Here is a 26,697-nt window from a genome sequence, read left to right as displayed (position 1 = left end):
GAGGTTTATGATGCGTGTTGATCTTTTCGATTTCGATTTGCCGGAAGAGAGCATTGCTCTGCGTCCAGCCGAACCGCGCGACCATGCGAAGCTTTTGCGAGTGCGTCCCGGTCAGCCATTCGAAGATCGACAGGTATTCGAGCTGCCTGATCTGTTGCAGCCGGGCGATGCGCTCGTTTTCAACGATACAAAAGTCATTCCTGCGCAGCTTGAAGGTATGCGCGAGCGCGATGGCAATATTTCGCAGGTCAGTGCGACACTTCACATGCGTACCGGCCCTGATCGCTGGAAGGCATTCCTGCGTCCTGCCAAGCGCGTGAAGGAAGGCGACCGCATCCGTTTCGGTCATTCCGGTTCAAGCTGCTTCCTCGGAACACTCGATGCAACCGTGGCCGAGAAGGGTGACGCTGGTGAAGTTCTGCTGGTGTTCGACCTTTCTGGCGCGATGCTGGATGAAGCCATTGCTTCGGTCGGCCATATTCCTTTGCCGCCTTATATCGCATCCAAGCGCGCAGAAGATGAGCGCGACCGCAGCGATTATCAGACTGTTTATGCGCGTGAGGAAGGGGCTGTTGCTGCCCCGACTGCCGGGTTGCATTTCACACCCGATCTGCTCAAAAAAATCCGCGAGCGTGGCATCGAAGAACATTTCGTGACGCTGCACGTGGGGGCAGGCACGTTCCTGCCTGTCAAAGCCGACGACACCACAGACCATAAGATGCATTCCGAGATCGGTTACGTTTCGCAGGAAACCGCCGATGCGTTGAATGCCGTTCATGCTCGAGGTGGCCGGGTGATCTGTGTCGGCACCACATCGCTGCGCCTGATTGAGAGCGCTGCCGGTGAAGATGGCATCATTCGCCCATGGGCGGGTCCAACCGATATTTTCATCACACCGGGCTATAAGTTCCGTACAGTCGATCTGCTAATGACTAATTTCCATCTGCCGCGCTCGACGCTCTTCATGCTTGTTTCGGCCTTTAGTGGCTTTGAGACGATGCAGGACGCTTATAAACGCGCCATTGAAACCGGGTATCGCTTCTATTCCTATGGAGATTCCAGTCTTCTTGAGAGGAAATGAAACGGTTCCCTTTTTCGGCATAATTCATTAGAGACACGGCATGACCAGCGAAAATTTTGAATTCAAAGTGCTTGCGCGTGATGGCGCAGCCCGTCAGGGCGAAATCTCCATGCCGCGCGGCGTGGTGCGTACGCCTGCCTTCATGCCAGTTGGCACAGCCGGAACCGTCAAGGCCATGTATATGGATCAGGTGAAGGATTTGGGCGCCGACATCATTCTCGGCAACACCTATCATCTGATGCTGCGTCCGGGTGCGGAACGCGTTGCTCGTCTTGGTGGTCTGCATGAATTCGGCGGCTGGAAAGGCCCGATTCTGACCGATTCCGGCGGCTTTCAGGTCATGTCGCTCGCGCAGCTCCGCAAGCTTAACGAAAACGGTGTGACTTTCCGCTCGCATATCGACGGCAAGCCTTATGAAATGACGCCGGAGCGTTCCATCGAAATCCAGGGGCTGCTTGATAGCGATATTCAGATGCAGCTCGATGAATGCGTAGCGCTGCCATCGCCTGAAAAGAACACCGAGCGCGCAATGGAATTGTCGCTGCGCTGGGCAGAACGCTGCAAGGTGGCGTTCGGCACACAGGCTGGAAAGGCGATGTTCGGCATCGTGCAGGGCGGTGACAATGCGCGCCTGCGTGAGCGCTCGGCTGAAGCATTGAAGGCGATGGACCTCAAAGGCTATTCCGTTGGTGGTCTGGCGGTTGGTGAGCCGCAGAACGTCATGCTCGAGATGCTCGAAGTGGTTTGCCCGATCCTGCCTACAGAAAAGCCACGCTATCTGATGGGCGTCGGCACGCCGGATGACATTCTGAAATCGGTCGCCCGCGGTATCGACATGTTTGATTGCGTGATGCCGACACGTGCTGGCCGCCATGGTCTGGCGTTCACGCGCTTTGGCAAGGTGAACCTGCGCAATGCGCGTCATGCCGATGATCATCGTCCGCTTGATCCAGAATCAAACTGCCCGGCGACGCGTGATTACAGCCGCGCTTATCTGCATCATCTGGTCAAATCGGGTGAAGCACTGGGCGGGATGCTGCTGACATGGAACAATCTGGCCTATTACCAGTATCTCATGCAGGGCATTCGGGCGGCAATCGCTGAAGGTCGTTTTGAAGACTTCGCGGCTGAAACGACAGCCGGATGGCAGAGGGGCGATATACCAGCCCTTTGATTTTCATCTCTGTTAGAGTTGTAAAACGCGCCTTTTAGGCGCGTTTTTTGTGTCTATTACAGCGGTTCCAGTTAAAAATGAATCGTTGGAACCGCTGTAACTGTTTGTTTTTACGCATTATCCGACGCAAAACTACTTCGCATTTTTGCTGGAAATGCTATAAACCTATCCAGCTTCGAGCAGCTTTTCCAGACGACAGATAACGGAATGGCGCTCTTCTTCGCTTACGATGTCACAATCAAGCAAGCGGCCGCATTCAAGTCCGGAAAGCGCAAGATAAGTAATCAAAACGAGATTGGAGTCGGAAGCGTCTTTTAGCATCCGATCAAGTACGGCCCGGTGATAATGTCTGACCGGGATCATGAAATCCGGGTTCTCGACCAACGCTGCAAGAATTCCGCTGGCTGGGGGCTCATCGTCAGCCTGAACGCGATAAACATCAAAAAAAGCACGCGCGACACGGTTTTTATCTCCGCTCTGCAGGCGTTCCTGAACCTCCATCGCACGTTCATGCTCTTTCATATACTCTTCGACCACGCCCTCAAGCAGCTTTGCTTTCGTTGGAAACGAGTAAAGCAATCCTCCTTTTGAGAGGCCCGCGCGGGCGGCAACCGCGTCGAGAGATATATGTGCTGGTCCGACCTCTTGGGCGAGTTCCACTGCTGCGCGCAAAATGCGCTCTCGCGAAGAGACCTTATTCTTTGTGTGCAATTCCTATGGTCTCCTGACAGTTCGATAGTTGACAATACCGTCCAGACGGTACAGTTATTTCCCTCTGATATTCAAGTAAAATACGTGCGACCAAATTGTGAGGAACATAAAGGAAGCACGCCAACGACACCCTGGAGTGCATCCGCAATGATCAAACGCCTCATTCTGGCAATAATTTTCCTCGTGATCGTCGTGGGGGGGCTCGTTGGTTTCAACCTGTTCAGAACGCAGGCGATCAAGGATTTCTTCGCGAATATGCAGCAGCCTGCCAAGACGGTTTCGACTGTCACGCTTGAGCCGGGCGTCTGGACTCCAGGCATTGAAGCGATTGGTTCTGCCAATGCGATCAATGGTGTCGATCTGACAGTTCAGGTCAATGGTATCGTTGATAAAATCGAATTCACCGCCAATCAGGAAGTAAAGAAGGGCACTGTCCTTCTTCAGCTGGAAAACAGCATTGAGACTGCCGATCTGGTGGCTGCTCAGGCTGAAGCTGTGCTTGCTGATCAGAACCTGAAGCGTGCTGAAACCTTGCGCACGCGTGGCGTGGGTGCAGTTTCTGACGTTGACACAACTGCTGCTGCTGCCAGCGCCAAGAAGGCCGCTGTTGCCAAGATGCAGGCAGTGCTTGATCAGAAGACCGTAACGGCGCCATTTGACGGTGTTATCGGTATTTCCAAGGTCGATCTCGGTCAGTACCTGACGCCGGGCACCGTTATCGGCACTTTGCAGGAAACCGACAAGATGCGTATCGACTTCTCTGTACCGGAGCAGTCGCTTTCTTCCCTGAAGCTTGGTCAGCCTGTGAAGGTCGGACCAAACATGGACGCACTGAAATATAACGGCACGATTGTTGGTATTGATCCAAAGATCGACCCTGCAAGCCGTCTGGTCTCCGTGCGTGCCGAAGTGCAGAATGATGAACCACGCTTGACGCCTGGTCAGTTCGTTCAGGTTCGCGTTGAGCTTCCACAGGAAGACAATATTCTGGCTTTGCCACAAACGACAATCGTGACAAGCCTTTACGGTGACTATGTTTATGCTGTTCGTCCCGAGCAGCCAAAAGAAGGCGAAAAAGCTCCTGAAGGACAGGCTGCAAAGCAGGTCGCGCAGCAGGTTTTCGTCAAGGTCGGTCGTCGTTATGGCGGCGTTGCTGAAATCACCGATGGCCTGAAGGCTGGTGATATCGTGATCACTGCAGGTCAGAACCGGCTTTCGCCGGGTGCTGCTGTTACGATCGACAACACAGTCAATCCGCTGCCTGCGGCTGACAAGTAATAGGCGAGCAAGATGAGTTTTTCCGATATTTTCATCCGGCGACCCGTACTTGCTACCGTGGTCGCTCTCATGATCATTCTCCTTGGCCTTCAGGGTATCGCGCAGCTTTCGGTGCGTGAATATCCAAAGGTCGATGAAACCGTTATTACCGTCACCACTGCTTATGCAGGTGCGAGTGCGGAGCTTATTCAGGGCTTTATCACATCGCCAATCGCGGAATCCGTGGCGACCACTGAAAACATCGATTACGTCACGTCATCCAGCCGTCCATCGTCGAGCACGGTGACGGTGCAGATGAAGCTTGGCGCAAATCCTGATGCGGCACTGACCGAGGTGATTGCAAAGGTTAATCAGGTTCGCGGCAATCTGCCGTCTGAATCTGATGACCCTGTAATCGTCAAGGGAACGGGCCAGAGCTTTGCTACCATGTATCTGGCAGCACAGAACCCGAACATGACGAGCGAGCAGATTACTGAATATCTGGAACGCGTCATGCAGCCGCGCATCTCCACGGTGCAGGGTGTGGCTAAGGCCGAAATTCTGGGTGGTCAGGTCTATTCGATGCGCGTGTGGCTTGATCCAATTCAGCTCGCCGCTCGTCAGATTACCGCACCGGAAGTTCTGGCTGCGATCAATGCGTCGAACTTCCTGTCGGCACCGGGTACGACCAAAAACCAGTTTGTTGCCTCTTCGATTACACTTGAATCGACCTTGCAGACACCGGAAGCTTTCGGTGCGATGCCGATCAAGACTTCCGGCGATGAAGTCGTTCGTCTGCGCGATGTTGCAAAGGTGGAACTGGCGGCGAAAAGCAAGGACACGATCGTTTCGTTCAATGGTTCTGCGGGTACATTCCTTGCAATCTACCCAACGCCTTCAGCGAACCCTATCGATGTTGCGACAGCGTTCCGGAAAGAGCTTCCGGCCATTCAGGCATCCTTACCTGAAGGCATGACGCTTGATCTGGTCTATGATGCGACCGAGCAGATCAGCTCGTCGATCAACGAAGTGTTCACGACCATCGGCGAAGCGGTCGCTATCGTTATTCTGGTCATCATCGTGTTCCTGGGTTCGTTCCGGTCGGTGCTTATCCCGATTGTAACAATCCCGATTTCGCTGATTGGCGTCTGTTTCTTCCTGTATATTCTGGGCTTCTCGATCAACCTTCTGTCGCTTCTGGCAATGGTTCTGGCGATTGGTCTGGTGGTGGATGACGCCATCGTGGTTCTGGAGAATATTCACCGGCATATTGAAGAGGGATTGCGTCCTATGGATGCGGCCTTCAAGGGTATGAAGGAAATCACCGGCTCCATTATCGCGATGACGATCACGCTGGCTGCGGTGTTTGCACCTCTCGGATTTACGGGTGGTTTGACCGGATCGCTGTTCCGCGAATTTGCCTTCACGCTTGCAGGTGCGGTTATCATTTCCGGCGTTGCCGCTTTGACAATCTCGCCGATGATGTGCGCGCGTATGTTGAAACATGGCGAGGCATCGCGCTTCCAGAAGTTCATTGATACGAACTTCAAGAAGCTCGAAAAGGGATATCATCGTCTGGTATCGGGGTCGCTTAATTATCGCCCGATTACGCTGATGATCGTTATTGCTCTGGTTGGTCTCACAGGCTTCCTGTTTGTGAACACATCGAGCGAACTGGCACCGGAAGAAGATTCAGGCGCATTGTTCTCGATGTTCCAGGCGCCGCAATATGCAACCTCTGCCTATACCAACCTCTATGCCGAGCAGATCGATGGTCTGACCAAGGATCTGCCGGAGCTCGACACACGCTTCCAGATCGTCGGCATGGATGGTGGCACAACCTCCGGTATCGCTCTCTGGGTGCTGAAGGACTGGTCTGAGCGCACGCGTTCGCAGAAGCAGATTCAGGAAGACCTGACTGCCCGACTGACCAAGGTTGCCGGCGTTGACGCTTTCATCTTTGCGCCTCCGTCGCTGCCGGGTGCTGGTGGTGGCTTGCCGATTTCGATTGCTCTTCAGTCGACGGGGCCATCAAGTCAGGTGTTCGAACTTGCTGAGGAAATCAAAAACGAAGCTCAGGCGACTGGCCAGTTCATTATCGTTCAGAACTCCATGTCCTATAATGCACCGCAGACCACCATCACAATTGATCGTGACCGGGCTGCAACGCTGGGTGTGCAGGTGAGTGATATTGGCTCGACGCTCGGTCTTTTGACCGGTGGTGCAAAGATTGCTCAGTTCGACCGCGATTCAAACAGCTATGACATCATCAGTCAGGTGCCGGACATCTATCGTTCCAATCCTGAAAAGCTCGGTGATTTCTATGTTCGCAGTGTTTCGGGCGAGATGGTTCCTCTGTCTTCTGTCATCCAGATCAAGACGAACTCTTCGCCTGCTGCTATCGAGCAGTTCAACCAGCTGAATTCGGCGACGATTTCCGCTCTGCCAATGCCGAGTGTCACCACAGGTCAGGGCCTGCAAACACTCGTCAATCTGGCGCAGCAGAAGATGCCGGAAGGCTTCTTCCTTGACTATTCCGGTCAGTCGCGTCTGGAAGTCGAGCAGGGCAACACGATCATGATCGCCTTCGGCCTTGCCGTTATCGTGATCTATCTGGTGCTTGCGGCGCAGTTCGAAAGCTTCCGCGATCCGTTCATCATCATGATGTCGGTTCCGCTTTCGATCTTCGGTGCTATCGTTCCGCTGAACCTGGGACTTGGCACGCTCAACATCTATACGCAGGTTGGTATGATTACGCTTGTCGGGTTGATAACCAAGCACGGTATTCTGATGGTGGAGTTTGCCAATCAGCAGCGTCGCCTGCATGGGCATTCGCGTCGTGAGGCCATCATCCTCTCGGCAGAAACCCGTCTGCGTCCGATTCTGATGACCACGGCTGCAATGGCGCTTGGCGTTGTTCCGCTGATCATCGCGAGTGGTGCGGGGGCGGCGGCTCGTTACTCGATGGGTCTGGTGATCTTCACCGGTATCACCATCGGTACAGTCTTCACGCTCTTTGTGGTTCCGATGTTCTATACGTTCATCGCCAAGAAAGACGTGGAAGGCGAGTTCGTACCATCGCAGGAAGATGGCAAGGAGCCTGCGGCAGCAGCCCATCACTGAAACTTGCCCATCACTGAAACTTGTATTGAATAATCAGATTAAGGGCGGCCACATGTGGGCCGCCCTTTTTGTTGGGAATTAATCGCTTTTCGATCTGATTTTATCAGATCGGCGCTCTGATTTCTTTCCAGCATAATCTTGTCGATCCTCGTTTCACTCCGGTCGGATTACGCTCTGTTGCATTCCAACCGTTCCACACCATATGAGCAGGCATGATACCTTTATCCGTACTCGATCTCTCACCCGTCCCTGAAGGCAGCGATGCAGGACAGTCTCTGCGCAACACGCTCGAATTGGCCCAGCAGGCTGAAAAACTGGGCTTTACGCGCTATTGGCTGGCGGAGCATCACAACATGCCCGGTATTGCCAGTGCGGCTACCTCGGTCGTTATCGGCCATGTGGCAGCGGGCACGTCCACCATTCGCGTTGGTGCGGGCGGCATCATGTTGCCGAACCATTCGCCATTGGTGATCGCCGAACAGTTCGGCACACTGGCTTCGCTGTTTCCGGGGCGTATCGATCTGGGCCTTGGTCGTGCGCCCGGCACCGATCAGATGACAGCTCATGCGCTTCGCCGGAATCTGGAAAGCAGCGCCAATGATTTTCCGCGTGATGTCGTGGAGCTTCTCAATTATTTCAAGCCGGCCGATCCTGCACAGCGCGTTCAGGCCGTGCCGGGCGCGGGGCTGAATGTCCCGGTCTGGATTCTCGGTTCGAGCCTGTTTGGCGCGCAACTGGCTGCGATGCTGGGACTGCCATATGGCTTCGCCTCCCATTTCGCACCGGCTGACATGGAACGCGCTGTAGAGCTTTATCGCGAACGATTTGAGCCGTCCCAATATTTGCAGAAGCCTTATGTCATGCTTGGGCTTAACGTCATTGCAGCGGATACGGATGAAGAAGCACATCATCTGTTCACGTCGCAATTGCAGGCATTTGTGAACTTGCGCAGCGGCCGTCCGGGCAAGTTGCCAGCGCCCGTTGTGGGCTATCAGGAGCAGCTTGATCCTTCCGCACAGGCACTGGTTCGCCAGATGCTATCATGTCGTGTGGTGGGCGGTCCTGAAACCGTCGACAAGGGCATTCGCGAATTTGCCGAACGCACTGGTGCGGACGAATTGATGGTGACGGGCATGATCTATGACCATCAGAAGCGTCTTCGTTCTTATGAGATCGTCAGCAACTCGATGGCGTGAGGATCGAACTCGCGATTGACCTCAGTAAGAAGCCAATCGCGAAAAGCTTTGACCGCAGGCGTATTTGCACGCGCCTGCGGTGTCACAAAGTAATAGCTGCTCGGGCTTTTGACAGTGTGCTGATAGGCCACCACAAGCTGCCCGCTTTCAATTTCCGCACTGATCAAAAATAGCGGCATCAGTGCAATCCCAAGACCTGCGACACAAGCCTGAGAAACATTTGAGAACTGCTCAAAGCGCATTCCGCCCGCAACAGGTGCTGCAATGTCGAGGCTTTTGAACCAGTGGCTCCATGCGCCGGGGCGTGATGCCATGTTGAAAAGCGGCAGGCGCAACAGGTCATTCGGCTCGGTGATGGCGTGCTGTTTCAGAAAAGCTGGACTGCAAACAGGCGCAACCGTTTCCTCCATCAGAAATGTGCAATCGGCATTCGGCCAGTCCGGTTGGCCAATATGGATTGCCGCATCAAGGCCCTCGCGTTCAAAGTCGAACTGGCCAATGCGGGTGGCAAAATTCAGAATAATATCCGGATATTGCGCGACGAAACGCGGAATTCTCGGGATCAGCCAGCGGGTGCCGAAGGTCGGTAGAAATGCAAGATTGAGCGTTGTCCCACGCATTTGCGACATGACCTGCAATGAGGCCGCGCGAATGGAGGCAAGGGCAGGGCTGATCCCACTCAGATAGGCACGTCCGGCATCGGTCAGTAAAACATGGCGGCTGGTGCGGTCAAACAGAGCAGCGCCAAGCTGTTCTTCCAATGCTGCTATTTGACGGCTGACAGCCCCTTGCGTCAGAGACAGCTCTTCCGCCGCACTCGAAAAGCTTTCGTGTCGCGCCACTGCATCAAAGGCAGCAAGCGCGCTTGTCGAAGGAAGCAGGCGTCTCGATAGTGATGTCATCATCTATTACTAAACGGAATAGATCGATGAGTAAACGTTCATTGCATGATTCCGCTTTTCCAGTCACATTTGGGCACCTGAATTTGAGGAGATTATTCATGTCGCGTGCCGCATTTAACTGGGAAGATCCGTTTCTGCTTGATGAGCAACTGACCGAGGACGAGCGGATGATCCGCGACTCGGCGCAGGCTTTCGCGAGCGATGTTCTGCTGCCGCGCATTGAAAAAGCTTATCTTGATGAAACGACAGATCCGGACTTGTTTCGTCTGATGGGGCAGGCTGGCCTTCTTGGTGTAACGCTTCCCGAAGAATACGGCGCAGCCAATGCTGGCTATGTTGCCTATGGTCTGGTGGCACGCGAAGTCGAGCGCATCGATTCCGGCTATCGTTCGATGATGAGCGTTCAGTCGTCGCTCGTCATGTATCCGATCTATGCTTATGGCTCGGACGAACAGCGCAAAAAATATCTGCCGGGTCTTGTTTCCGGCGAATTGATCGGCTGCTTTGGTCTCACTGAGCCTGATGCCGGTTCCGACCCTGCTGGCATGAAAACCCGCGCCGATAAGATCGATGGCGGCTATCGCATCAGCGGTTCAAAAATGTGGATTTCCAATTCGCCGATTGCCGACGTTTTTGTGGTCTGGGCCAAGTCGACTTCCCATGACGGTGCGATCCGTGGCTTTGTGCTTGAAAAGGGCATGAAGGGCCTTTCTGCCCCCAAGATTGGCGGAAAGCTTTCGTTGCGTGCTTCCATCACTGGCGAAATCGTCATGGATGGCGTGGAAGTTTCGGAAGATGCATTGTTGCCGAATGTATCGGGCCTCAAGGGTCCGTTCGGCTGTCTCAACCGTGCGCGCTATGGCATTTCATGGGGTGTGCTGGGCGCGGCGGAAGATTGCTGGTTCCGCGCACGTCAGTATGGTCTTGATCGCAAGCAGTTCGACAAGCCGCTGGCTGGAACACAGCTTTATCAGAAGAAGCTCGCCGATATGCAGACAGAAATAGCGCTGGGCTTGCAGGCAAGCTTACGCGTTGGTCGTCTGTTTGACGAAGGCAAAATGGCGCCCGAAATGATTTCCATCGTCAAGCGCAACAATTGCGGTAAGGCGCTCGATATTGCGCGTCAAGCTCGCGACATGCATGGCGGTAACGGCATTCAGATCGAATATCACGTCATGCGCCACGCGCAGAATCTTGAAACCGTCAACACCTATGAGGGTACGCATGATGTTCATGCGCTGATTCTCGGACGTGCGCAGACCGGCATTCAGGCGTTCTTCTAAAGCATGTCTCCCAAAAGTGGGAACCGGTTTTGGGATAAAGACATGCTTCAAAACAAAGGAATAGAGCGAGCGTGGTGGCTACAATTAAGCGCAACACGCTCTGATCGCCGGAAAGGTTTTGAGAAATGCAGAATACACCGCTTGCGGGTCTTAAAGTCATTGAGCTGGCCCGCATTCTGGCAGGTCCATGGGTCGGACAGACACTGTCCGACCTTGGTGCCGACGTCATCAAGGTCGAAAGCCCTGAAGGTGACGATACCCGCACATGGGGGCCGCCATTTATCGAGGTTGAAGGCGAAAAGTCGGCAGCCTATTTCCACGCCTGTAATCGTGGCAAGCAATCGATTATTGCTGATTTTCGCTCTGATGACGGCAGGGAGCTTGTGCGCAAGCTGGTTGCCGATGCGGACGTGGTGATTGAGAATTTCAAGCTCGGCGGTCTTGATAAATACGGCCTCGACTATGAAAGCCTGAAAGCGATCAATCCGCGGCTGATCTATTGCTCAATTACGGGTTTTGGCCACACCGGGCCTTATGCAGAACGTGCGGGTTATGATTTCATGATCCAGGGCATGGGCGGCATCATGGATCTGACTGGCGAGCCGGACGGGCAACCGCAGAAGATCGGTGTGGCTTTCGCAGACATTTTCACCGGGCTTTACAGCGTCATCGCTATCCAGTCGGCACTCATCATGCGTGAGCGCACGGGTAAGGGTCAGCATATCGATATGGCGCTGTTTGATTGCATGTCGGCGGTACTTGCCAATCAGGCGATGAATTATCTGGCGTCCGGCGTTTCGCCCAAGCGTATGGGCAATGCGCATCCCAATATTGCGCCTTATCAGACGCTGCCTGTATCGGACGGTTATTTCATTATCGCCTGCGGCAATGACGGGCAGTTTGCAAAACTGACGGCTTTGCTGGGAATCGGTGAAATCGCGCGCGATTCCCGCTTCCTCACCAATGCATCGCGCGTCGCCAATCGCGATGCACTGACAGCAATACTTGAAGAGCGTACAACGCAATGGTTACGGGATGATCTTCTGGCAGCGCTTGCTAAGGCAGGGGTGCCCGCCGGGCCGATCAACACGGTTGAAGATGTGTTTGCCGATCCGCAATTCATCGCGCGGCAGATGAGAATCGATCCCGATGGTGTGCCAGGCTTACGTACGCCAATCCGATTCTCGGACGCCGAACTGAAGCTCGACAGGCGATCACCGAAACTGGGCGAGCATAAGAATGATATATAACAAAAACCCCGCTTTAAGCGGGGTTTTTAGTAGGTCAGTCGTCGGTGGCGACCATCACGTCTGATGCTTTAACCACTGCATAGGCTGTCTTGCCAACCTTGAGGTCAAGTTCATCCACGGCTTCATTGGTGATGGATGAGGTAACAACGACACCATGTCCGATATCAATGCGGATATGCGCCGTGGTTGCACCTTTGGTGACATCGACGATTGTGCCTTTGAGGCGATTGCGTGCGCTGATTTTCATTGTTTCTTCCCGTCGTTGATTGGCGCCTGCATGATGCAATAAAGCATTTTAACAGGTTGGATAACATCCCAAATTCGAGAAGCTATTCATTGCTGCAGCGCAAAAAAATCAAATTTTTAAGGGGAAGAGAATGGTGCGGTCGAGAAGACTCGAACTTCCACGGGTTGCCCCACAGCGACCTCAACGCTGCGCGTCTACCAATTCCGCCACGACCGCACTGTGTGGTAGAAGCTGAACTTGTCAGCGAGGAGGCATCTAGCAAATCGATCAGACAGGCACAAGCCCGATCTTGTGCTTCTGCCGATCTTTTTCAAAAAAGAGTGCCTAAAAGTCGTAATACTGCAATATAAGGCGCTTAAAACTTCAACTTTCCTGGCTTCTTGGTGTCAAGATTGTGGCCATTCTGCGGCTTTCGGCGTCAATCTATGCGGATTTGCCATAGATTGACGCCGAATCTGCTGCACCCATTAACCGCTTATTCCCTGCAGTCTTTTAATGTCTTCCAGCCGCTTTACGGTTTCCGCATAGCCAATATCGATTGCTTCTGATGCCCGGTGAAAGTCGGCAAGGCCGATTTGCCCGACAGTGGGCATCAGCGAAACATCGGGTGGGTCGCCAGCCATACGCGCGCGGGAAATACGGTCCTGAATGATGTTGAAGGCTTCCATCATCACGCCGGTAATACCGAGGCGGCTTTCCTTCTCACCGTGAATCGTTTCGCTCAAGGTATCCTGACGAGACTGAGCGTGTTTGATGACGGCAGCGCGCCCGAACTGGTCGTAATGCAGGTTTACAGCCAGAACGAGGCGTTGCTCATAGGCGCGGCAGACCGAGACCGGAACTGGATTGACCAGCGCACCATCGACCAGCACGCGCTCCTGCCAGCGAACGGGTTCAAACACGCCGGGCAGGGCGTAGGATGCCCGCATGGCTTCAACCAGTGGACCTGTCGAAAGCCAGATTTCGTGGCCTGTGCGCAGTTCGGTACAAACGGCGACGAATGGGCGATCCAGATCTTCAAGACGCAAGCCGTCGAGGTGCTCGCGCATACGGCTATCAAGCTTCATGCCGCCAAACAGGCCGCTGCCGCGAAATGTGATGTCGAGAAGGTTGAACATGCGGCGGCGTGTGAGGCTGCGCGCAAATTCTTCAAGCTGATCGAGCTTGCCCGCAAGATAGCAGCCGCCAACCAGTGCGCCGATTGAGGTGCCGGCAATCATTTCGATTTCGATGCCCGCTTCATCAAGCGCTCGCAGCACACCGATATGTGCCCAGCCACGCGCCGCACCGCCGCCAAGCGCAAGCGCAATGCGGCGTGGTTCATGCCGTACCTGCGGCAGTTCGATGACTTCTTCTTCCGGCTTCAAGGGTTGCGTATTGGCTGCCTTGCGCCTTTGACCCCATGCGAGCATATCGACCAAGCACCTTTCATTTCGGCGAGTGTATCAAAACACTGTATCGAAACAATAAATGCTGCAAATTGAAGGCGCGAGAGAAAATCACGCCTTCACATCGATTTGAGATGGGTCACAGATCGTGAGAGAATTTAGTGATCGTGGTCGCAGGAACCATTCAGAGACAGGCTAACTTGACCATCTTCTGACTGAACCTGTCGGTAAAAACACGAGCGCCGACCGGTGTGGCAAGTTGGACCATCACCAGCAACACGGACTTTCAGCCAAAGCGCATCCTGATCGCAGTCTGTACGCAGCTCGATCACGCTTTGCAGATTGCCAGAGGTTTCGCCCTTTTTCCAAAGCGTATTGCGGGAGCGCGACCAGTAATGCGCGATCCCGGTTTCGAGCGTCAGGCGCAGTGCTTCCTCGTTCATATGAGCGACCATCAGCAACTCGCCATCACGTTCGTCGGTGACGACTGCCGTGATCAAACCTGATGCGTCAAAGCGCGGCATGAAAACCGCGCCTTCTTCAATCGCCTTCTTGTCAGAAGGCTGGACGGGGAAAATGCTCATTGTTGCGCCTGGTTGTCTTTTTACTGGCGGATAAGGCTCATGAAGCGAACCTGTTCGTTCACTTCTTCCTGAAACGTGCCGGTAAAGGTCGTCGTGATTGTGCTTGAACCCTGCTTGCGAATGCCACGCATCGCCATACACATATGTTCTGCATCAATCATTACTGCAACGCCGCGCGGTTTCAGAATGCGCTGAATGCTTTCAGCGATCTGGGCAGTGATGCTTTCCTGCGTTTGCAGGCGACGCGCAAAAATATCAACAACGCGTGCAATCTTCGACAGGCCAAGCACCTTACCATCTGGCAGATAAGCGACATGCGCTTTGCCGATGATCGGAACCATATGATGTTCACAATGCGAGAAGAAGGAAATGTCCTTCACCAGCACCATGTCATTATAGCCGGATACTTCTTCAAAAGTGGTGCCAAGCACATCCTCCGGGCTTTCGGCATAGCCGCCGAAAAGTTCGCTGTAGGATTTGGCAACGCGCTTTGGTGTATCCAGCAGGCCTTCGCGGTCAGGATTGTCTCCTGCCCAAAGAAGAAGAGTGCGCACAGCAGCTTCTGCGTCGGCCTGAGTTGGCCGTGGCAGGTCTGCAGACGGATTGGATTCGTCATCAATCTTGAGGATGCGAGCGTCCATCAGTATTCTCCAGTAGTCTCCTTCAAGGAGGAGACGAGTTAAACGGACAATACAACGATGCGCCCCATAGTCTGATTTGCGAGCGTGCGATGTATTGATCCGGCAACACCAAGCTGCCGGACGGGCATTTCCGCGGCTACTCATCACCATGTGATAATCTACCCATGGCGCAGTCGCTACTTGCCTATTATATAGACAGGAAATTGCAACTTCAAACCGTAACCGGACGACAATTTTACATTTTTCTCCGGAAAAGCGGAAGGTTTCCCTCAATGATCGACGATGTTTATAACAAACGTATCCTTGAATTTGCAGGGAATATTGAAAGACTCGGACGAATTGCTGACCCCGATGCGGTCGCAACTGTTCACTCCAAATTATGTGGGTCCAAAGTTACGGTCTATCTGCGCATGTCAGACGGCGTGGTTACAGACTTCGCGCATGAGGTGAAGGCCTGCGCATTGGGACAGGCTTCATCGTCGGTCATGGCGCGCAATGTGGTTGGCTGCACGTCGGAAGAGCTGCGCGCCGTGCGCGATTCGATGTATAAGATGCTCAAGGAAAACGGCCCTGCGCCGGAAGGCCGTTTTGACGATCTCAAATATTTTGAACCGGTTCGTGAATATAAAGCCCGTCATGCATCGACGCTTCTGACATTCGACGCGGTTATCGATTGCATTCGCCAGATCGAAGAAAAGGTGCAGGCGGCTTAGGATAGCATATGTGCAGTTGCGGGAAAGATCATTCGGGCGGTGCGACGGCAACCGGAAAGCGCCAGACCCGCAATTTTACCGATCCATGGCGCAAAACGCCGGGCAGGGTGCTCGGCACCAGTCTGATAAGGCTTTATCAGCTCACGCTGTCCTCCTTTATCGGCAATTCCTGCCGACATATGCCGACCTGTTCTGAATATACCTACGAATCTGTGGCCCGTTACGGATTGTGGAACGGCAGCTGGATGGGACTGTTCCGGATAATGCGTTGCGGCCCCATGGGAACTCACGGATTCGATCCTGTTCCGCGAGAATTGTCGGCTTATTATCGCTGGTATTTGCCTTGGCGCTACTGGCGGGTCTCGTCACCCACAAGCTAAGTGTTTGTTTTTAAAAGATTGCAACAAATCTGTTAGTTTATTGCCCGTTGATTAGAATTCGTTAATGATAATTCTGTTTTATCGGGAAAAGGAAATCAGGTCGGCCCGGCGTCTTTTTCGCGCCGCAATTCGGCTTCATTTGCATCTAGTTTTCTTTTCATGTGAGCCAATATGCATAAATCGTTGTCCCGCACCTCCCAGCTGATTGCCGGTGTTGCGCTTGGTGCCAGCATCTTCTGCGCTACCAACGCCATGGCGAATGTTTCATGGGTGGTTTTTGATGCCGATACTGGCGTCGTTTTGGGACAAGACGATGCAACCGAGCAGCACGCGCCTGCTTCATTGGCCAAGATGATGACGCTCTATCTGACCTTTGAGGCTCTCAAGACTGGCAGGCTGAATTGGGATGATCAAATGCCGATCTCCAAGAACGCATCTGCCAAAGTCAGAATGAAGCTGTATCTGAAAGCAGGCGAAACAATTTCAGTTCGTGATGCCGTCATGGGTATGGTTATCGTTTCGGCAAATGATGCCGCAACGGTTGTTGGCGAATATCTCGGTGGATCGGAAGCGGGCTTTGGCCGCCTGATGACGCAAAGAGCCCGAAACCTCGGCATGAAAAGCACTTATTTCGCTAATCCATCGGGTTTGACGGCGAAGATGACCCAGCTGACAACCGCGCGCGATATGGCCGTGCTTGGCATGTCGCTGCGTCGCGATTTTCCAAAAGAGTATGCGCTGTTTTCGGAGCGCTCCTTTACCTATAAAGGCCGTCCGTTCAACGGCCACAACAATCTGATGTATCGCTATCAGGGCGTAGACGGCATCAAGACCGGCTATACAGATGTTTCCGGCTATAACCTCGTTTCGTCGGCAATCATCAATGACAAGCATCTCGTGGGCGTTGTGCTTGGCGCTGGCTCATCGCGCGAGCGTGATGACCGCATGGCGAAACTCCTGACGCGCTTCGGCACGGAAGGCGCTGGAAAGTCCACAGACGAAATCGTTACAGCTTCGGTTCAGACACCTTTGCCCGTTATCTCGCCGCTTAAGCCACAGAAGCCAAAGGTTGATGCTGTTGCCGATATGATCGACGACAACAAGATCGAGCAGGGCGACGGCGGCTTTCTGGTGAAGTCTGCCATGTCTGCATGGCGTGTTCAGGTTGGTGTAACGCCATCCCGCAAGGGCGCAGACGAGCTGCAAGCCAAGTATTTGCCGGTTGTAAGCAGCCTGGTGCCGGGTACAAAGGCTGAGATTTCGACCGCTCCGCGTGGTCGCAAGATGTACCGCGTTCGCTTCTCCGGATTTAAGGATTCGGATGCAGCTGAAAAGACTTGTGCGAAGCTCAAGCAGCAGGGCGTTCCCTGCCTCGCCATCCGCAACTGAGTTCATCCAGTTTCCAGAATGCCGAAGGCGCCGTGATGCAGTTTGCCACGGCGCTTTTGCTTTACCTATTAATCAAAAAAGATTAATACCCAAACGTTACAGCGGCTCCAGTTAAGACTGAATCTTTGGAGCCGCTGTAACTGTTTGTTTCTACGCAGTATCCGACGCAGAACCGCTTTGCGCTTTTGCTGGACTGCTATAATTCCTGTTGTGCAAGCAACATATAGGCGGTTCTGACAGCTTGAGCAGGATCGTTTCATGCAAAACCACCCGCAATCGTTGGCGGGACTGGATAAGGAAGAAAATGATGTCGAATGTATCTATGCAGTTTCCTGATGGCTCGGTGCGCGAATATGATGCCGCAACAACCGGTGCCGAATTAGCTGAATCAATCTCCAAATCACTTGCAAAGAAGGCCGTGGCTTACGCCGTTGACGGTACCGTGCGCGATCTCTCCGATCCGCTTGGCGCTTCCGGTGCAATCGAAATTCTGACCCGCGAAGACCCGCGCGCGCTGGAACTGATCCGTCACGACACGGCTCACGTTCTCGCTGAAGCTGTGCAGGAACTCTTTCCGGGAACGCAGGTAACAATCGGCCCAGTCATCGAGAACGGTTTCTATTACGACTTTGCACGTAATGAGCCTTTTACGCCCGATGATCTGCCGGTGATCGAAAAGAAGATGCGCGAAATCATTCAGCGCAATAAGCCGTTCACCAAGCAGGTATGGTCGCGTGAGAAGACCAAGCAGGTTTTTGCCGATAAAGGCGAGAGCTATAAGGTCGAACTCGTTGATGCGATCCCTGAAGGTCAGGACCTGAAAATCTACAATCAGGGCGAATGGTTCGATCTTTGCCGTGGCCCGCATATGGCGTCCACTGGCCAGATCGGCAATTCATTCAAGCTGATGAAGGTTGCCGGCGCTTACTGGCGCGGTGATGCCAACAACCCGATGCTGACCCGAATCTACGGCACGGCATTTGCCAATGATGCCGATCTCAACGCTTATCTTCATATGCTTGAAGAAGCTGAGAAGCGCGATCACCGCCGTTTGGGTCGTGAAATGGACCTGTTCCATTTTCAGGAAGAAGGTCCGGGCGTTGTTTTCTGGCACGCCAAGGGTTGGCGCATGTTCCAGACGTTGGTCGCCTATATGCGTCGTCGTCTCGACAGCCACGGCTATCAGGAAGTCAATGCACCACAGGTTCTGGACAAGTCCCTTTGGGAGACATCCGGTCACTGGGGCTGGTATCGCGACAACATGTTCAAGGTGACTGTTGCCGGTGACGATACCGACGATGATCGCGTGTTCGCGTTGAAGCCGATGAACTGCCCAGGTCACGTTCAGATATTTAAGCATGGTCTTAAGTCTTACCGCGATCTGCCTATAAAGCTTGCAGAATTTGGTAATGTGCATCGTTACGAACCATCGGGCGCATTGCATGGTCTGATGCGTGTGCGTGGCTTCACGCAGGACGACGCGCATGTGTTCTGCACCGAAGAGCAGATGGCTGCCGAATGCCTTCGCATCAATGATCTTATCCTGTCGGTCTATAAGGATTTCGGCTTTAAAGGGATCACGATCAAGCTTTCAACCCGCCCTGAAAAGCGTGTGGGTTCGGATGAATTGTGGGATCGCGCTGAAAGCGTGATGATGACGGTTCTGGAGCAAATCGCGGAACAGTCGGAAGACATCAAGACCGGTATTCTGCCCGGCGAAGGTGCGTTCTACGGTCCTAAGTTCGAATACACGCTGAAGGATGCGATCGGCCGTGAATGGCAGTGCGGAACGACACAGGTTGACTTCAACCTGCCGGAACGTTTCGGCGCATTCTATATCGACAGCAATTCGGAAAAGACGCAGCCGGTGATGATCCATCGCGCGATCTGCGGTTCGATGGAACGCTTCCTTGGCATTCTGATCGAAAACTTCGCCGGTCACATGCCGCTGTGGTTTGCTCCGATTCAGGTTGTCGTTGCGACGATTACCTCGGAAGCCGATGGTTATGCTGCTGAAGTTGCAGCAAAGCTCAAGGCTGCTGGCCTCCAGGTCGTGACTGACGTTCGTAACGAGAAGATCAACTACAAGGTTCGCGAACATTCGTTGCAGAAGGTTCCGGTCATTCTCGTCTGCGGTATGCGTGAAGCAGAGGAAAAGACGGTCAATATGCGCCGTCTCGGATCCCGCGATCAGGAAGCCATGACGCTGGACGAAGCTATTGCTCGTCTGACGGAAGAGGCGACACCGCCAGATCTTCTTCGTCTGAAGAAATAATCAAATAAAACCGCGCTTAGGCGCGGTTTTTTTATGCATCCATACGCAGAACGATAATTCTTACGGGCTGAATTTGACAGGCGTAGGGAAGCAATGCGCTATAGATGGGTGAGAAATCAATCTACAGTGTCGTCGGATGCTTCGAATTCCTTGCTTGTGACGACCTCGACATCTTCATTTTTGCCCGATGAAACCTTGAAGTCACGCTGATAAATCCGGTCCTTATTCTTGGCGACGGCGACATAGTCACCCTCGATGAGAACGAGTGAAGAATAGGCGCCGGCGCTTTCGCGAACGACGTCACCGGAAGCGTTCAAGATTGACCAGGAGGTATCGGCGAGCGCTTCGCCACCTTTTTCGCGAACAAGCTTCAGCACAACTTCGGCCGCACGATGCTGAACGGTGGCTTCCGTCAGTTTGCCTGCTTCGACGCGAATATCTGCGCGAATGATGGCATTTGCAGAACCGTAGTTGGAAACGACATGATAGGTGCCGCTGTTCAGACGGATGATCGTGTCTGGTTTTACATCCGGCACGATGAGCGAGCGGTCATTGTTGTCTTCGTCGGCATAAATCGAGAATCGCACCAGGTCGCTTTTGATTTTGCCTTCATCTGGCAGAACTGCACTGAGCTTCATGCCGCCTGCATCGAGGGTCATTACTTCATGGCGGCTGGCATTGGTCAGTGTGATGCGCTTGGTTGCTCCCGCACGGCCATAGGCGGCGTGTACGAGATAACTACCTTCAGGAAGATTGAAAACTGTGCTGCCGCCCTTTGAAGAAGCGATGAGCGCGAGTTGTCCGTCTGCCCCAACCTCAGGTGCGAAGACGCGCCAGACAAGCCCGGTCGAAATATCCGGACCGTCTTGTTTGAGACGTGCCTTGAGATCCAGTTCGCTTGTTTTCACAAGAGGATTGTTTTCAGGGCTTATTGGGCTTGCGTAGGGGCTGAGCGTTGGCAAATTAAGCTTTGGCTCTGGAAAATTTGGCAAGCCGCTAGTGCTGTTAATCTGAACTGATCCATTTCCGCCGGAAGGGGCCTGCATGGCAGGTGGGGCAGCTGGTGCCGGTGCTGGTGGCTCAAGCTGGAAATTCGGTAATTTGAAGCCGCCGCCGGGACCTCCCTGCGGACCACCGCCAAATCCCCCGCCCATTCCGCCGCCGGGACCACCTGGTCCGCCCGGGCCACCGGGGCCTTGCGCTAGAGCAGACGAAGCAATCAGGACAAAAGAAAGGGTCGCGGCAAGTGACTTGCTGCGCGATGATTTTGCACTGTTTGCTCGAAACAGACCCATAGTATCTGACATGGACATGTTTTGACCCCAAGCGGGTGGCGAATTCAAGGCCAAATCGACCATAGACATGGCAATTTATATGGGCGCTCCATGCGTTGTCACAGATTCTTGGCTTTACAGGCCAACAATGACAGGTGAGAAGCAGTCCCATTCCATTTCCAGCATATTCTTGGCGATCTCCATTTCACTCTGGTCGCATTATGCTTTAAGTGGAGTGACATATGCAGATTTTAGCGATGAGGTTTCCCCCCGTGACACATCCGGTGTTTGATTTTCTGGCTCAGCGCAGCTCCACACCTATTTCGGCTATTTCAGAACCAGCACCCGAAGGCGCTGAACTGGACGAATTGCTGAAAGTGGCAGCACGCGTGCCGGATCATGGTCGTCTGACACCTTGGCGTTTCATTCTTTATCGTGGTGATGTTCGTCACAAGGTTGGTGAATATCTCGCCAAGCGCGCAGAAGAGCGGGAAGGCCCATTGCCGGACAGTCGCAAGGATCAGGAGAGGGCGCGTTTTGCGCGCGCACCACTGGTAATCGGTGTGGTTTCTTCGCCGGTCGCTCACGAGCGCATTCCGGAATGGGAGCAGTTTCTGTCGGCAGGCGCTGCTGCAATGAACCTTTGCACCGCAGCAAATGCGCTTGGTTATGCCACCAACTGGATCACCAATTGGTATTCCAACGATGCGCCTGCACGCGCTTATCTGGGGATTGCTCCGAATGAACGGGTTGCCGGTTTCGTGCATATCGGGACAGCAGAAAACAAGATGCCTGAGCGTCCGCGCGCCGATATGGAAAAGATCGTTTCCGTTTATAGTGGACCTTGGACTGAATAAACTAGGTTAGTTTTCTCTGATAAACTACGGAAAACAAGATGTTTTATAAGCCAGAAGATGGTCACGGACTGCCCCACAATCCGTTCAAGGCAATTGTCGCTCCGCGTCCGATTGGCTGGATCGGTACGCGTTCGGCATCAGGAAGCGTCAATCTGGCTCCGTACTCGTTTTTCAATGCCGTCTGCGATACGCCACCTATGGTGATGTTTTCGTCTTCAGGTGTGAAAGATAGCGTGACATTCATCGAGGAAACGGGTGAGTTTACCGCCAGTCTGGTCAGTGACCATCTGAAAGAGAAGATGAATGCTTCTTCGGTCAATGCGCCACGCAGTGTGAGCGAGTTTGAATATGCAGGCCTTGGTATTGCCCACAGCAAGGTCATTGCAGCGCCATATGTGAAAGAAGCCTATGCAGCACTCGAATGCGTTGCAGTCGAGACCAAACGTCTACAGGACAAAGAGGGCCGGCCGACCGACAATTATATGGTCATCGGTGAAGTTGTCGGCGTTCACATCGATGAAAGCGTGCTGACTGATGGACTGTTTGACATAAGAAAAGCCAAGCCCGTCACACGGCTTGGCTATATGGATTATGCGACGACCGAGGACGTCTATCAGATGTTCCGACCGAGGTGGGAAGATTAGAGCGCCGATCACCCTGCTAGGCGCGCAAAGATAGACATAAAATTATGCTGCAGATTTGAGGGGGCTGATTACAGCCCCTTTTTCTTTGCTTCGATCCAGATATTTTCCATCTCGTCGAGTTCTGCGGCCTCAAGACTGCTGCCTGTATCCTTCAAGGATTTCTCAATGAAATCAAAGCGGCGCTTGAATTTGTCATTCGCCGCGATCAGGGCTGTTTCGGCATCTATTTCCAGATGTCGACCGAGATTGACCATCGCGAAAAGCAGATCACCGTATTCTTCGGCGATATTAGCTTTGTCTTCAGCGGCCATTGCTTCTTTGAGCTCGGCAGTTTCTTCAGCGATCTTGTCGAGAATCGGCGCTGCTTCCGACCAGTCGAACCCCACCTTGGCGGCTTTCTGCTGGAGTTTCAGCGCGCGTAGAAGGGCAGGGAAGGCGTTTGGAATATCATCGAGATAACGTGTTTTCTCAACAGTTTCCAAACCAAGTTTAGCGCGGCGTTCTGCACGCTCGGCCTTCTCTTCCGCCTTGATGCGATTCCACGAGCCCTTCGCCATGCCAGCGCTTCTGGCCTCAGTATCGCCAAAGACATGCGGATGACGGCGGATCATTTTGTGCGTGATGGCTTCCACGACATCACCAAAACCGAACTTTCCCTGTTCTTCCGACATACGTGCGTGAAATACGACTTGTAGCAAAAGATCGCCAAGCTCTTCTCGCAGATCATCCACATCGTCACGTTCAATGGCATCCAGAACCTCATAGACTTCTTCAAGCGTATAAGGTGCGATGGATTTTGAGGTCTGCTCGACATCCCATGGGCAGCCGGTTTCAGGATCGCGCAGAGCGACCATGATTTCGAGAAGACGGTCGATATTGCGGGAGGGTTCCATCTTCGCTCCATTAAATTGATGTCGCATTGTTGAGGCAATCTGCGAGAATCGAAGGGTTTGGGTTGCAGTCCGCTATGGTTTTTGCATAGTCAGTTGGAAAACGCCCTTGGGATCGCACATCGGGCCAGTATGTTCAACAAGCAGGTAATTAAAGAATGACGATTCTCGTAACCGGTGGTGCCGGATATATCGGTTCTCATACATGCGTACAGCTGATTGAGGCTGGCCACGACGTGGTTGTGGTCGATAATTTTGATAATAGTAATCCGGAAGCCCTCCATCGCGTGGAAAAGATTACGGGGCGTGCGCCAATTCGCGAACCAGGTGATATTCGCGACCGTACCCTGCTGGAACAGATCATTACACGTCACAAATGCACGGCTGTTATTCATTTTGCCGGGCTGAAAGCCGTAGGTGAGTCGAGCGAAAAGCCGCTGCATTACTATGATTGCAATGTGCTAGGTACGCTACGCTTGTTGCAGGCGATGGAAACCACAGGCGTCAAAACGCTGGTTTTCAGCTCTTCGGCCACGGTTTATGGCGATCCGGAAAAACTCCCCATCACCGAAGACCAGCCACTGTCCGCAACAAATCCTTATGGCCGCACGAAGCTCGTCATCGAAGATATGCTGCGCGATCTCTATAACAGCGATAACAGCTGGAAAATTGCGATCCTGCGCTATTTCAATCCAGTCGGCGCACATGAAAGCGGTCTGATTGGGGAAGATCCAAAGGGTATCCCAAACAATCTGATGCCAATCATCGCGCAGGTTGCGACGGGCCGTCGCGAGAAGCTCAACATCTGGGGCAATGATTATGATACGCCGGATGGCACAGGTGTCCGCGATTATATCCATGTTGTTGATCTTGCAGCCGGGCATCTGAAAGCGCTTAAAAAGCTTGATGAACCGAAGTGCTTTTCAGTCAATCTGGGTACAGGGCAGGGCTACAGCGTTCTTGATGTGGTCAAGGCTTTCGAGCATGTGTCAAACCGTGAGATCAAATACGAGATCGCGCCGCGCCGCCCAGGTGATATTGCCGAATGCTATGCCGATCCTGCTTTCGCGCGTGATTTTCTGGGCTGGACCGCTGAAAAAGACCTTCGTGAAATGTGTCAGGACATGTGGAACTGGCAGTCTAAAAATCCAAACGGATATGAATAAAGCCGTAGAGTAGGGCTGTTGTATTTCAGTCCTGTTCTCCCGGAAAAGTGAACCGGCTATATGCGCCACCTATCCTTAAGTATTGTACCAAAGTCTGATTGGACTATTACAACTGGAGGGATGGCTGGCCGGTTTACGGCCCGAAGTAATGAAGGACTACCGAGATAATGCGTTTTCTGCCCGATAAGTTCACTTGCATGTTGATTGCAACCATTTTGCTTGCGTCATTTCTTCCGGTGCAGGGCGATTTCGCTGAATGGTTCGGGATTGCTACTAAAATCGCTGTGGGGCTTCTGTTCTTCCTGCATGGCGCACGTTTGTCGCGTGAAGCGGTTGTTGCGGGTGTTACGCACTGGCGACTGCATTTGGCGGTCGTATGCTCGACATTTGTCCTGTTCCCGATTTTGGGACTGGCCGCAGGCTGGACAATTCCGGGACTGGCGCAATCGCCGTTCTATCTCGGCATTCTCTATCTCTGCGTTCTGCCTTCTACGGTTCAATCGTCAATCGCCTTTACCTCGATGGCAGGCGGTAATGTTTCCGCTGCCATTGTTTCGGCATCTGCATCCAACATTTTCGGTATGTTCCTGACGCCATTGCTTGTCGGCCTGCTTTTCGCAGTGAAAGGTGGCGGCGGTATTTCTGTCGATGCGCTTGAATCTATTCTGCTTCAATTGCTGGCACCGTTTGTTCTTGGGCAAATTTTGCAGCCATGGATCGGTAATTTCATGCGTCGTCACAACAAATCGCTCGGATTTGTCGATCGGGGCTCTATCCTGATGGTTGTCTATCTGGCGTTCAGTGAAGCGATTGTCGAAGGTCTGTGGCATACAGTTTCCTGGAACGATCTCGGTGTAATGATCGGCGTGAATATTCTGCTTCTGGTGATTGTCATGTTGGCGACCTGGTATGGCAGCAAGGCGCTGGGCTTTAATCACGCCGACCGTATCACGATCATGTTCTGTGGCTCCAAGAAGAGCCTTGCCAGCGGTGCGCCGATGGCCAGCGCTATATTTGCAGGCGCAAATGTCGGTAGCGTGGTGTTGCCGCTGATGCTTTTCCACCAAATCCAGCTGATGGCTTGCGCAGTGATTGCGCGTAAACTTGCCGATCATAAGCCTGCTGCAAATACGGCGAGTGCAGCAGCTGAATAGAACTGGTTCTTGCTGTGATCCTCATATGAGGGTAGGAGGGCAGGCGAGTGGTTTCGCCTCGCCCTTTCCTTTTATGGAGCAGACGGCCCTAACCCAGTTATTTGCTTTCTAGTGGCTATCCGCGTTCACTAAGGGCTCAAGAAAAGGCAATTGATATGTCCAAGCAGAACGGCAAATCCGGCACGACGGATTCATTTGATCAGGAGGCTTTGGCCGAGGCTTACAACCATGCGCTTGCGCTGGAAAAAGCCGGTGATCTGGATGCCGCTGAAAAGGCATATCAGGCCGTTCTGGAACTCGACCCGGAAGACCATGGTGGCGCTGCTGTGCGTCTTGCCAGCATGGGGCGCGGAAACGTGCCGCCAAAAGCGCCAGACGCTTATGTTGCAACGCTGTTTGATCAACACGCCGAGATGTTTGACACGATCCTTGTCGATCAGCTTGGTTACGATGTGCCATTGCAGCTGCGCGAAATGCTTCTTGAAATGGACGAAGAGTTTCAGGCTGAGCGTATGCTTGATCTTGGCTGCGGTACTGGCCTTTCTGCCGATGCGCTGGACGACATGGCAGACCACAAAACGGGCGTCGACATTTCTGAAAACATGATCGAAGTGTCGTATGAAAAAGGCGATTACGACGCGCTGTTCGTCGGAGAAGCTGTTCGCTTTCTTGAGACCACTGAAGAAGACAATTGGGATCTGATCGTTGCGACTGACGTGCTGCCTTATATGGGCGGGCTGGATCAGTTCTTTTCAGGCGTAGCCAATCATCTGCAAGCCGGAGGCTATTTCGGCTTCTCCAGTGAAACGCAGCCTGACGAGCGTTTTGCTGGACGTGATTTCATGGTGGGTGATTATCAGCGCTTTGCTCATGCACAATCCTATGTGCGTGCGCTTTTATCTGCGCATGGCATGGAATGCATACGTTGTGAGGATATTGTCGTCCGTAGCGAGCAAGGTTCGCCAGTTCCAGGACATTTATATATCGCTCAGCGCCGATAATATCGGCGTATGCTGGCTCCAAATCACAGAGTTGCGTTCCATAATCTATCTTATGCAATCGAAGTGTTCGGTTTAGGTGGGTTCTAGTTTGAAGTGCGACTTGCAAATGATAACAAT

Annotated in this window: 24 protein-coding genes and 1 tRNA gene; 16 read left to right on the top strand and 9 right to left on the bottom strand. The window is 53.2% G+C overall.

The window, feature by feature from the left end:
• Positions 1 to 10: 10 nt before the first annotated feature.
• Together queA and tgt are read left to right on the top strand one after the other, a co-directional pair.
• On the top strand, positions 11 to 1,081 hold the full coding sequence (queA, locus tag CEV34_RS00510; RefSeq protein ID WP_007875064.1) for a tRNA preQ1(34) S-adenosylmethionine ribosyltransferase-isomerase QueA: 1,071 nt from the start codon (positions 11 to 13) through the stop codon (positions 1,079 to 1,081).
• A gap of 40 nt (positions 1,082 to 1,121) precedes the next feature.
• Positions 1,122 to 2,255, top strand: coding sequence for a tRNA guanosine(34) transglycosylase Tgt (gene tgt, locus CEV34_RS00505; protein ID WP_007875057.1), 1,134 nt, complete (start codon positions 1,122 to 1,124; stop codon positions 2,253 to 2,255).
• Positions 2,256 to 2,420: 165 nt separating this feature from the next.
• Here tgt and CEV34_RS00500 read toward each other — a convergent pair whose 3' ends face one another.
• On the bottom strand, positions 2,421 to 2,966 hold the full coding sequence (locus CEV34_RS00500) for a TetR/AcrR family transcriptional regulator (protein ID WP_007875056.1): 546 nt from the start codon (positions 2,964 to 2,966) through the stop codon (positions 2,421 to 2,423).
• 147 nt (positions 2,967 to 3,113) lie between these two features.
• Between CEV34_RS00500 and CEV34_RS00495 the strand changes: the two genes are divergently transcribed.
• The 3 genes from CEV34_RS00495 (at position 3,114) to CEV34_RS00485 (ending at position 8,542) form a co-directional block, all read left to right on the top strand.
• Positions 3,114 to 4,244 carry an efflux RND transporter periplasmic adaptor subunit gene (locus CEV34_RS00495; RefSeq protein WP_007875055.1) on the top strand — a complete coding sequence of 377 codons (1,131 nt, stop codon included), beginning with the start codon at positions 3,114 to 3,116 and terminating at the stop codon, positions 4,242 to 4,244.
• A 12-nt stretch (positions 4,245 to 4,256) separates the two neighbouring features.
• Positions 4,257 to 7,346, top strand: a complete 3,090-nt coding sequence (locus CEV34_RS00490; protein WP_007875054.1) for an efflux RND transporter permease subunit — start codon at positions 4,257 to 4,259, stop codon at positions 7,344 to 7,346.
• A gap of 212 nt (positions 7,347 to 7,558) precedes the next feature.
• Positions 7,559 to 8,542 (top strand): LLM class flavin-dependent oxidoreductase, encoded by a 984-nt coding sequence (locus CEV34_RS00485; protein ID WP_007875053.1) that lies wholly within the window; start codon positions 7,559 to 7,561, stop codon positions 8,540 to 8,542.
• Here CEV34_RS00485 and CEV34_RS00480 read toward each other — a convergent pair.
• The gene (locus CEV34_RS00480) at positions 8,512 to 9,444 is read right to left on the bottom strand and encodes a LysR family transcriptional regulator (RefSeq protein WP_007875052.1); all 933 of its coding nucleotides are present in this window, start codon (positions 9,442 to 9,444) and stop codon (positions 8,512 to 8,514) included. The genes CEV34_RS00485 and CEV34_RS00480 overlap by 31 nt on opposite strands.
• A 98-nt stretch (positions 9,445 to 9,542) precedes the next feature.
• On the opposite strand from CEV34_RS00480, the gene CEV34_RS00475 reads away from it, so the two are divergent.
• Positions 9,543 to 10,727: an acyl-CoA dehydrogenase gene (locus CEV34_RS00475; RefSeq protein WP_007875051.1), complete on the top strand. Its 1,185-nt coding sequence runs from the start codon at positions 9,543 to 9,545 to the stop codon at positions 10,725 to 10,727.
• A 125-nt stretch (positions 10,728 to 10,852) separates the two neighbouring features.
• The gene (locus CEV34_RS00470; RefSeq protein WP_007875050.1) at positions 10,853 to 11,977 is read left to right on the top strand and encodes a CaiB/BaiF CoA transferase family protein; all 1,125 of its coding nucleotides are present in this window, start codon (positions 10,853 to 10,855) and stop codon (positions 11,975 to 11,977) included.
• A gap of 34 nt (positions 11,978 to 12,011) precedes the next feature.
• Here the strand turns inward: CEV34_RS00470 and CEV34_RS00465 are convergent, their stop codons facing one another.
• From CEV34_RS00465 to folE, 5 genes are all read right to left on the bottom strand, one after another.
• The gene (locus CEV34_RS00465; protein WP_007875049.1) at positions 12,012 to 12,224 is read right to left on the bottom strand and encodes a TOBE domain-containing protein; all 213 of its coding nucleotides are present in this window, start codon (positions 12,222 to 12,224) and stop codon (positions 12,012 to 12,014) included.
• Between the two features lie 131 nt (positions 12,225 to 12,355).
• A tRNA-Leu gene (locus tag CEV34_RS00460) sits at positions 12,356 to 12,440 on the bottom strand.
• A 251-nt stretch (positions 12,441 to 12,691) separates the two neighbouring features.
• The gene (locus CEV34_RS00455; protein ID WP_007875048.1) at positions 12,692 to 13,636 is read right to left on the bottom strand and encodes a patatin-like phospholipase family protein; all 945 of its coding nucleotides are present in this window, start codon (positions 13,634 to 13,636) and stop codon (positions 12,692 to 12,694) included.
• 134 nt (positions 13,637 to 13,770) lie between these two features.
• On the bottom strand, positions 13,771 to 14,196 hold the full coding sequence (gene hisI / locus CEV34_RS00450; RefSeq protein WP_007875047.1) for a phosphoribosyl-AMP cyclohydrolase: 426 nt from the start codon (positions 14,194 to 14,196) through the stop codon (positions 13,771 to 13,773).
• Positions 14,197 to 14,216: 20 nt separating this feature from the next.
• Positions 14,217 to 14,837 (bottom strand): GTP cyclohydrolase I FolE, encoded by a 621-nt coding sequence (folE, locus tag CEV34_RS00445; protein ID WP_007875046.1) that lies wholly within the window; start codon positions 14,835 to 14,837, stop codon positions 14,217 to 14,219.
• Between the two features lie 272 nt (positions 14,838 to 15,109).
• On the opposite strand from folE, the gene CEV34_RS00440 reads away from it, so the two are divergent.
• From CEV34_RS00440 to thrS, 4 genes are all read left to right on the top strand, one after another.
• Positions 15,110 to 15,550 carry an iron-sulfur cluster assembly scaffold protein gene (locus tag CEV34_RS00440; RefSeq protein ID WP_007875044.1) on the top strand — a complete coding sequence of 147 codons (441 nt, stop codon included), beginning with the start codon at positions 15,110 to 15,112 and terminating at the stop codon, positions 15,548 to 15,550.
• A gap of 8 nt (positions 15,551 to 15,558) precedes the next feature.
• Positions 15,559 to 15,930, top strand: a complete 372-nt coding sequence (yidD, locus tag CEV34_RS00435; protein WP_007875042.1) for a membrane protein insertion efficiency factor YidD — start codon at positions 15,559 to 15,561, stop codon at positions 15,928 to 15,930.
• 171 nt (positions 15,931 to 16,101) lie between these two features.
• Positions 16,102 to 17,319: a D-alanyl-D-alanine carboxypeptidase gene (locus CEV34_RS00430; protein ID WP_007875041.1), complete on the top strand. Its 1,218-nt coding sequence runs from the start codon at positions 16,102 to 16,104 to the stop codon at positions 17,317 to 17,319.
• A gap of 304 nt (positions 17,320 to 17,623) precedes the next feature.
• Complete coding sequence (thrS, locus tag CEV34_RS00425) at positions 17,624 to 19,594, top strand: threonine--tRNA ligase (RefSeq protein ID WP_094543117.1); 1,971 nt, start codon at positions 17,624 to 17,626, stop codon at positions 19,592 to 19,594.
• A gap of 116 nt (positions 19,595 to 19,710) precedes the next feature.
• Here the strand turns inward: thrS and CEV34_RS00420 are convergent, their stop codons facing one another.
• On the bottom strand, positions 19,711 to 20,640 hold the full coding sequence (locus CEV34_RS00420; RefSeq protein WP_039859787.1) for a hypothetical protein: 930 nt from the start codon (positions 20,638 to 20,640) through the stop codon (positions 19,711 to 19,713).
• Between the two features lie 500 nt (positions 20,641 to 21,140).
• Here CEV34_RS00420 and CEV34_RS00410 point away from each other — a divergent pair, with 500 nt between their 5' ends.
• Positions 21,141 to 21,725: a nitroreductase family protein gene (locus tag CEV34_RS00410; protein WP_094543116.1), complete on the top strand. Its 585-nt coding sequence runs from the start codon at positions 21,141 to 21,143 to the stop codon at positions 21,723 to 21,725.
• Between the two features lie 38 nt (positions 21,726 to 21,763).
• Complete coding sequence (locus tag CEV34_RS00405) at positions 21,764 to 22,369, top strand: flavin reductase family protein (protein ID WP_007875036.1); 606 nt, start codon at positions 21,764 to 21,766, stop codon at positions 22,367 to 22,369.
• Between the two features lie 68 nt (positions 22,370 to 22,437).
• Here CEV34_RS00405 and mazG read toward each other — a convergent pair whose 3' ends face one another.
• Positions 22,438 to 23,262, bottom strand: a complete 825-nt coding sequence (gene mazG / locus CEV34_RS00400; RefSeq protein ID WP_007875035.1) for a nucleoside triphosphate pyrophosphohydrolase — start codon at positions 23,260 to 23,262, stop codon at positions 22,438 to 22,440.
• Between the two features lie 155 nt (positions 23,263 to 23,417).
• Between mazG and galE the strand changes: the two genes are divergently transcribed.
• The 3 genes from galE to CEV34_RS00385 all read left to right on the top strand — a co-directional run bounded on the left by galE (position 23,418) and on the right by CEV34_RS00385 (position 26,580).
• Positions 23,418 to 24,425 carry a UDP-glucose 4-epimerase GalE gene (galE, locus tag CEV34_RS00395; RefSeq protein ID WP_007875034.1) on the top strand — a complete coding sequence of 336 codons (1,008 nt, stop codon included), beginning with the start codon at positions 23,418 to 23,420 and terminating at the stop codon, positions 24,423 to 24,425.
• A gap of 167 nt (positions 24,426 to 24,592) precedes the next feature.
• Positions 24,593 to 25,579 (top strand): bile acid:sodium symporter family protein, encoded by a 987-nt coding sequence (locus CEV34_RS00390; RefSeq protein WP_094543114.1) that lies wholly within the window; start codon positions 24,593 to 24,595, stop codon positions 25,577 to 25,579.
• 155 nt (positions 25,580 to 25,734) lie between these two features.
• The gene (locus tag CEV34_RS00385) at positions 25,735 to 26,580 is read left to right on the top strand and encodes a class I SAM-dependent DNA methyltransferase (RefSeq protein ID WP_007875024.1); all 846 of its coding nucleotides are present in this window, start codon (positions 25,735 to 25,737) and stop codon (positions 26,578 to 26,580) included.
• The last annotated feature ends 117 nt before the right edge of the window (positions 26,581 to 26,697 follow it).

Origin of the sequence: Brucella pseudogrignonensis, assembly GCF_002252525.1 — a bacterium.
GTDB classification, from domain to species: Bacteria; Pseudomonadota; Alphaproteobacteria; order Rhizobiales; family Rhizobiaceae; genus Brucella; species Brucella pseudogrignonensis.
Note: the sequence above shows the minus strand (reverse complement) of the source record. Positions and strands in the feature narration are given on the sequence as shown.

What these genes read in the sequence shown, in the direction of transcription:
- queA (WP_007875064.1), top strand. Translation starts at nt 11, where the DNA reads ATGCGTGTTGATCTTTTCGATTTCGATTTGCCGGAAGAGAGCATTGCT.
- tgt (WP_007875057.1), top strand. Translation starts at nt 1,122, where the DNA reads ATGACCAGCGAAAATTTTGAATTCAAAGTGCTTGCGCGTGATGGCGCA.
- CEV34_RS00495 (WP_007875055.1), top strand. Translation starts at nt 3,114, where the DNA reads ATGATCAAACGCCTCATTCTGGCAATAATTTTCCTCGTGATCGTCGTG.
- CEV34_RS00490 (WP_007875054.1), top strand. Translation starts at nt 4,257, where the DNA reads ATGAGTTTTTCCGATATTTTCATCCGGCGACCCGTACTTGCTACCGTG.
- CEV34_RS00485 (WP_007875053.1), top strand. Translation starts at nt 7,559, where the DNA reads ATGATACCTTTATCCGTACTCGATCTCTCACCCGTCCCTGAAGGCAGC.
- CEV34_RS00480 (WP_007875052.1), bottom strand. Translation starts at nt 9,444, where the DNA reads ATGACATCACTATCGAGACGCCTGCTTCCTTCGACAAGCGCGCTTGCT.
- CEV34_RS00475 (WP_007875051.1), top strand. Translation starts at nt 9,543, where the DNA reads ATGTCGCGTGCCGCATTTAACTGGGAAGATCCGTTTCTGCTTGATGAG.
- CEV34_RS00470 (WP_007875050.1), top strand. Translation starts at nt 10,853, where the DNA reads ATGCAGAATACACCGCTTGCGGGTCTTAAAGTCATTGAGCTGGCCCGC.
- CEV34_RS00465 (WP_007875049.1), bottom strand. Translation starts at nt 12,224, where the DNA reads ATGAAAATCAGCGCACGCAATCGCCTCAAAGGCACAATCGTCGATGTC.
- CEV34_RS00455 (WP_007875048.1), bottom strand. Translation starts at nt 13,636, where the DNA reads ATGCTCGCATGGGGTCAAAGGCGCAAGGCAGCCAATACGCAACCCTTG.
- hisI (WP_007875047.1), bottom strand. Translation starts at nt 14,196, where the DNA reads ATGAGCATTTTCCCCGTCCAGCCTTCTGACAAGAAGGCGATTGAAGAA.
- folE (WP_007875046.1), bottom strand. Translation starts at nt 14,837, where the DNA reads ATGGACGCTCGCATCCTCAAGATTGATGACGAATCCAATCCGTCTGCA.
- CEV34_RS00440 (WP_007875044.1), top strand. Translation starts at nt 15,110, where the DNA reads ATGATCGACGATGTTTATAACAAACGTATCCTTGAATTTGCAGGGAAT.
- yidD (WP_007875042.1), top strand. Translation starts at nt 15,559, where the DNA reads ATGTGCAGTTGCGGGAAAGATCATTCGGGCGGTGCGACGGCAACCGGA.
- CEV34_RS00430 (WP_007875041.1), top strand. Translation starts at nt 16,102, where the DNA reads ATGCATAAATCGTTGTCCCGCACCTCCCAGCTGATTGCCGGTGTTGCG.
- thrS (WP_094543117.1), top strand. Translation starts at nt 17,624, where the DNA reads ATGATGTCGAATGTATCTATGCAGTTTCCTGATGGCTCGGTGCGCGAA.
- CEV34_RS00420 (WP_039859787.1), bottom strand. Translation starts at nt 20,640, where the DNA reads ATGCAGGCCCCTTCCGGCGGAAATGGATCAGTTCAGATTAACAGCACT.
- CEV34_RS00405 (WP_007875036.1), top strand. Translation starts at nt 21,764, where the DNA reads ATGTTTTATAAGCCAGAAGATGGTCACGGACTGCCCCACAATCCGTTC.
- mazG (WP_007875035.1), bottom strand. Translation starts at nt 23,262, where the DNA reads ATGGAACCCTCCCGCAATATCGACCGTCTTCTCGAAATCATGGTCGCT.
- galE (WP_007875034.1), top strand. Translation starts at nt 23,418, where the DNA reads ATGACGATTCTCGTAACCGGTGGTGCCGGATATATCGGTTCTCATACA.
- CEV34_RS00390 (WP_094543114.1), top strand. Translation starts at nt 24,593, where the DNA reads ATGCGTTTTCTGCCCGATAAGTTCACTTGCATGTTGATTGCAACCATT.
- CEV34_RS00385 (WP_007875024.1), top strand. Translation starts at nt 25,735, where the DNA reads ATGTCCAAGCAGAACGGCAAATCCGGCACGACGGATTCATTTGATCAG.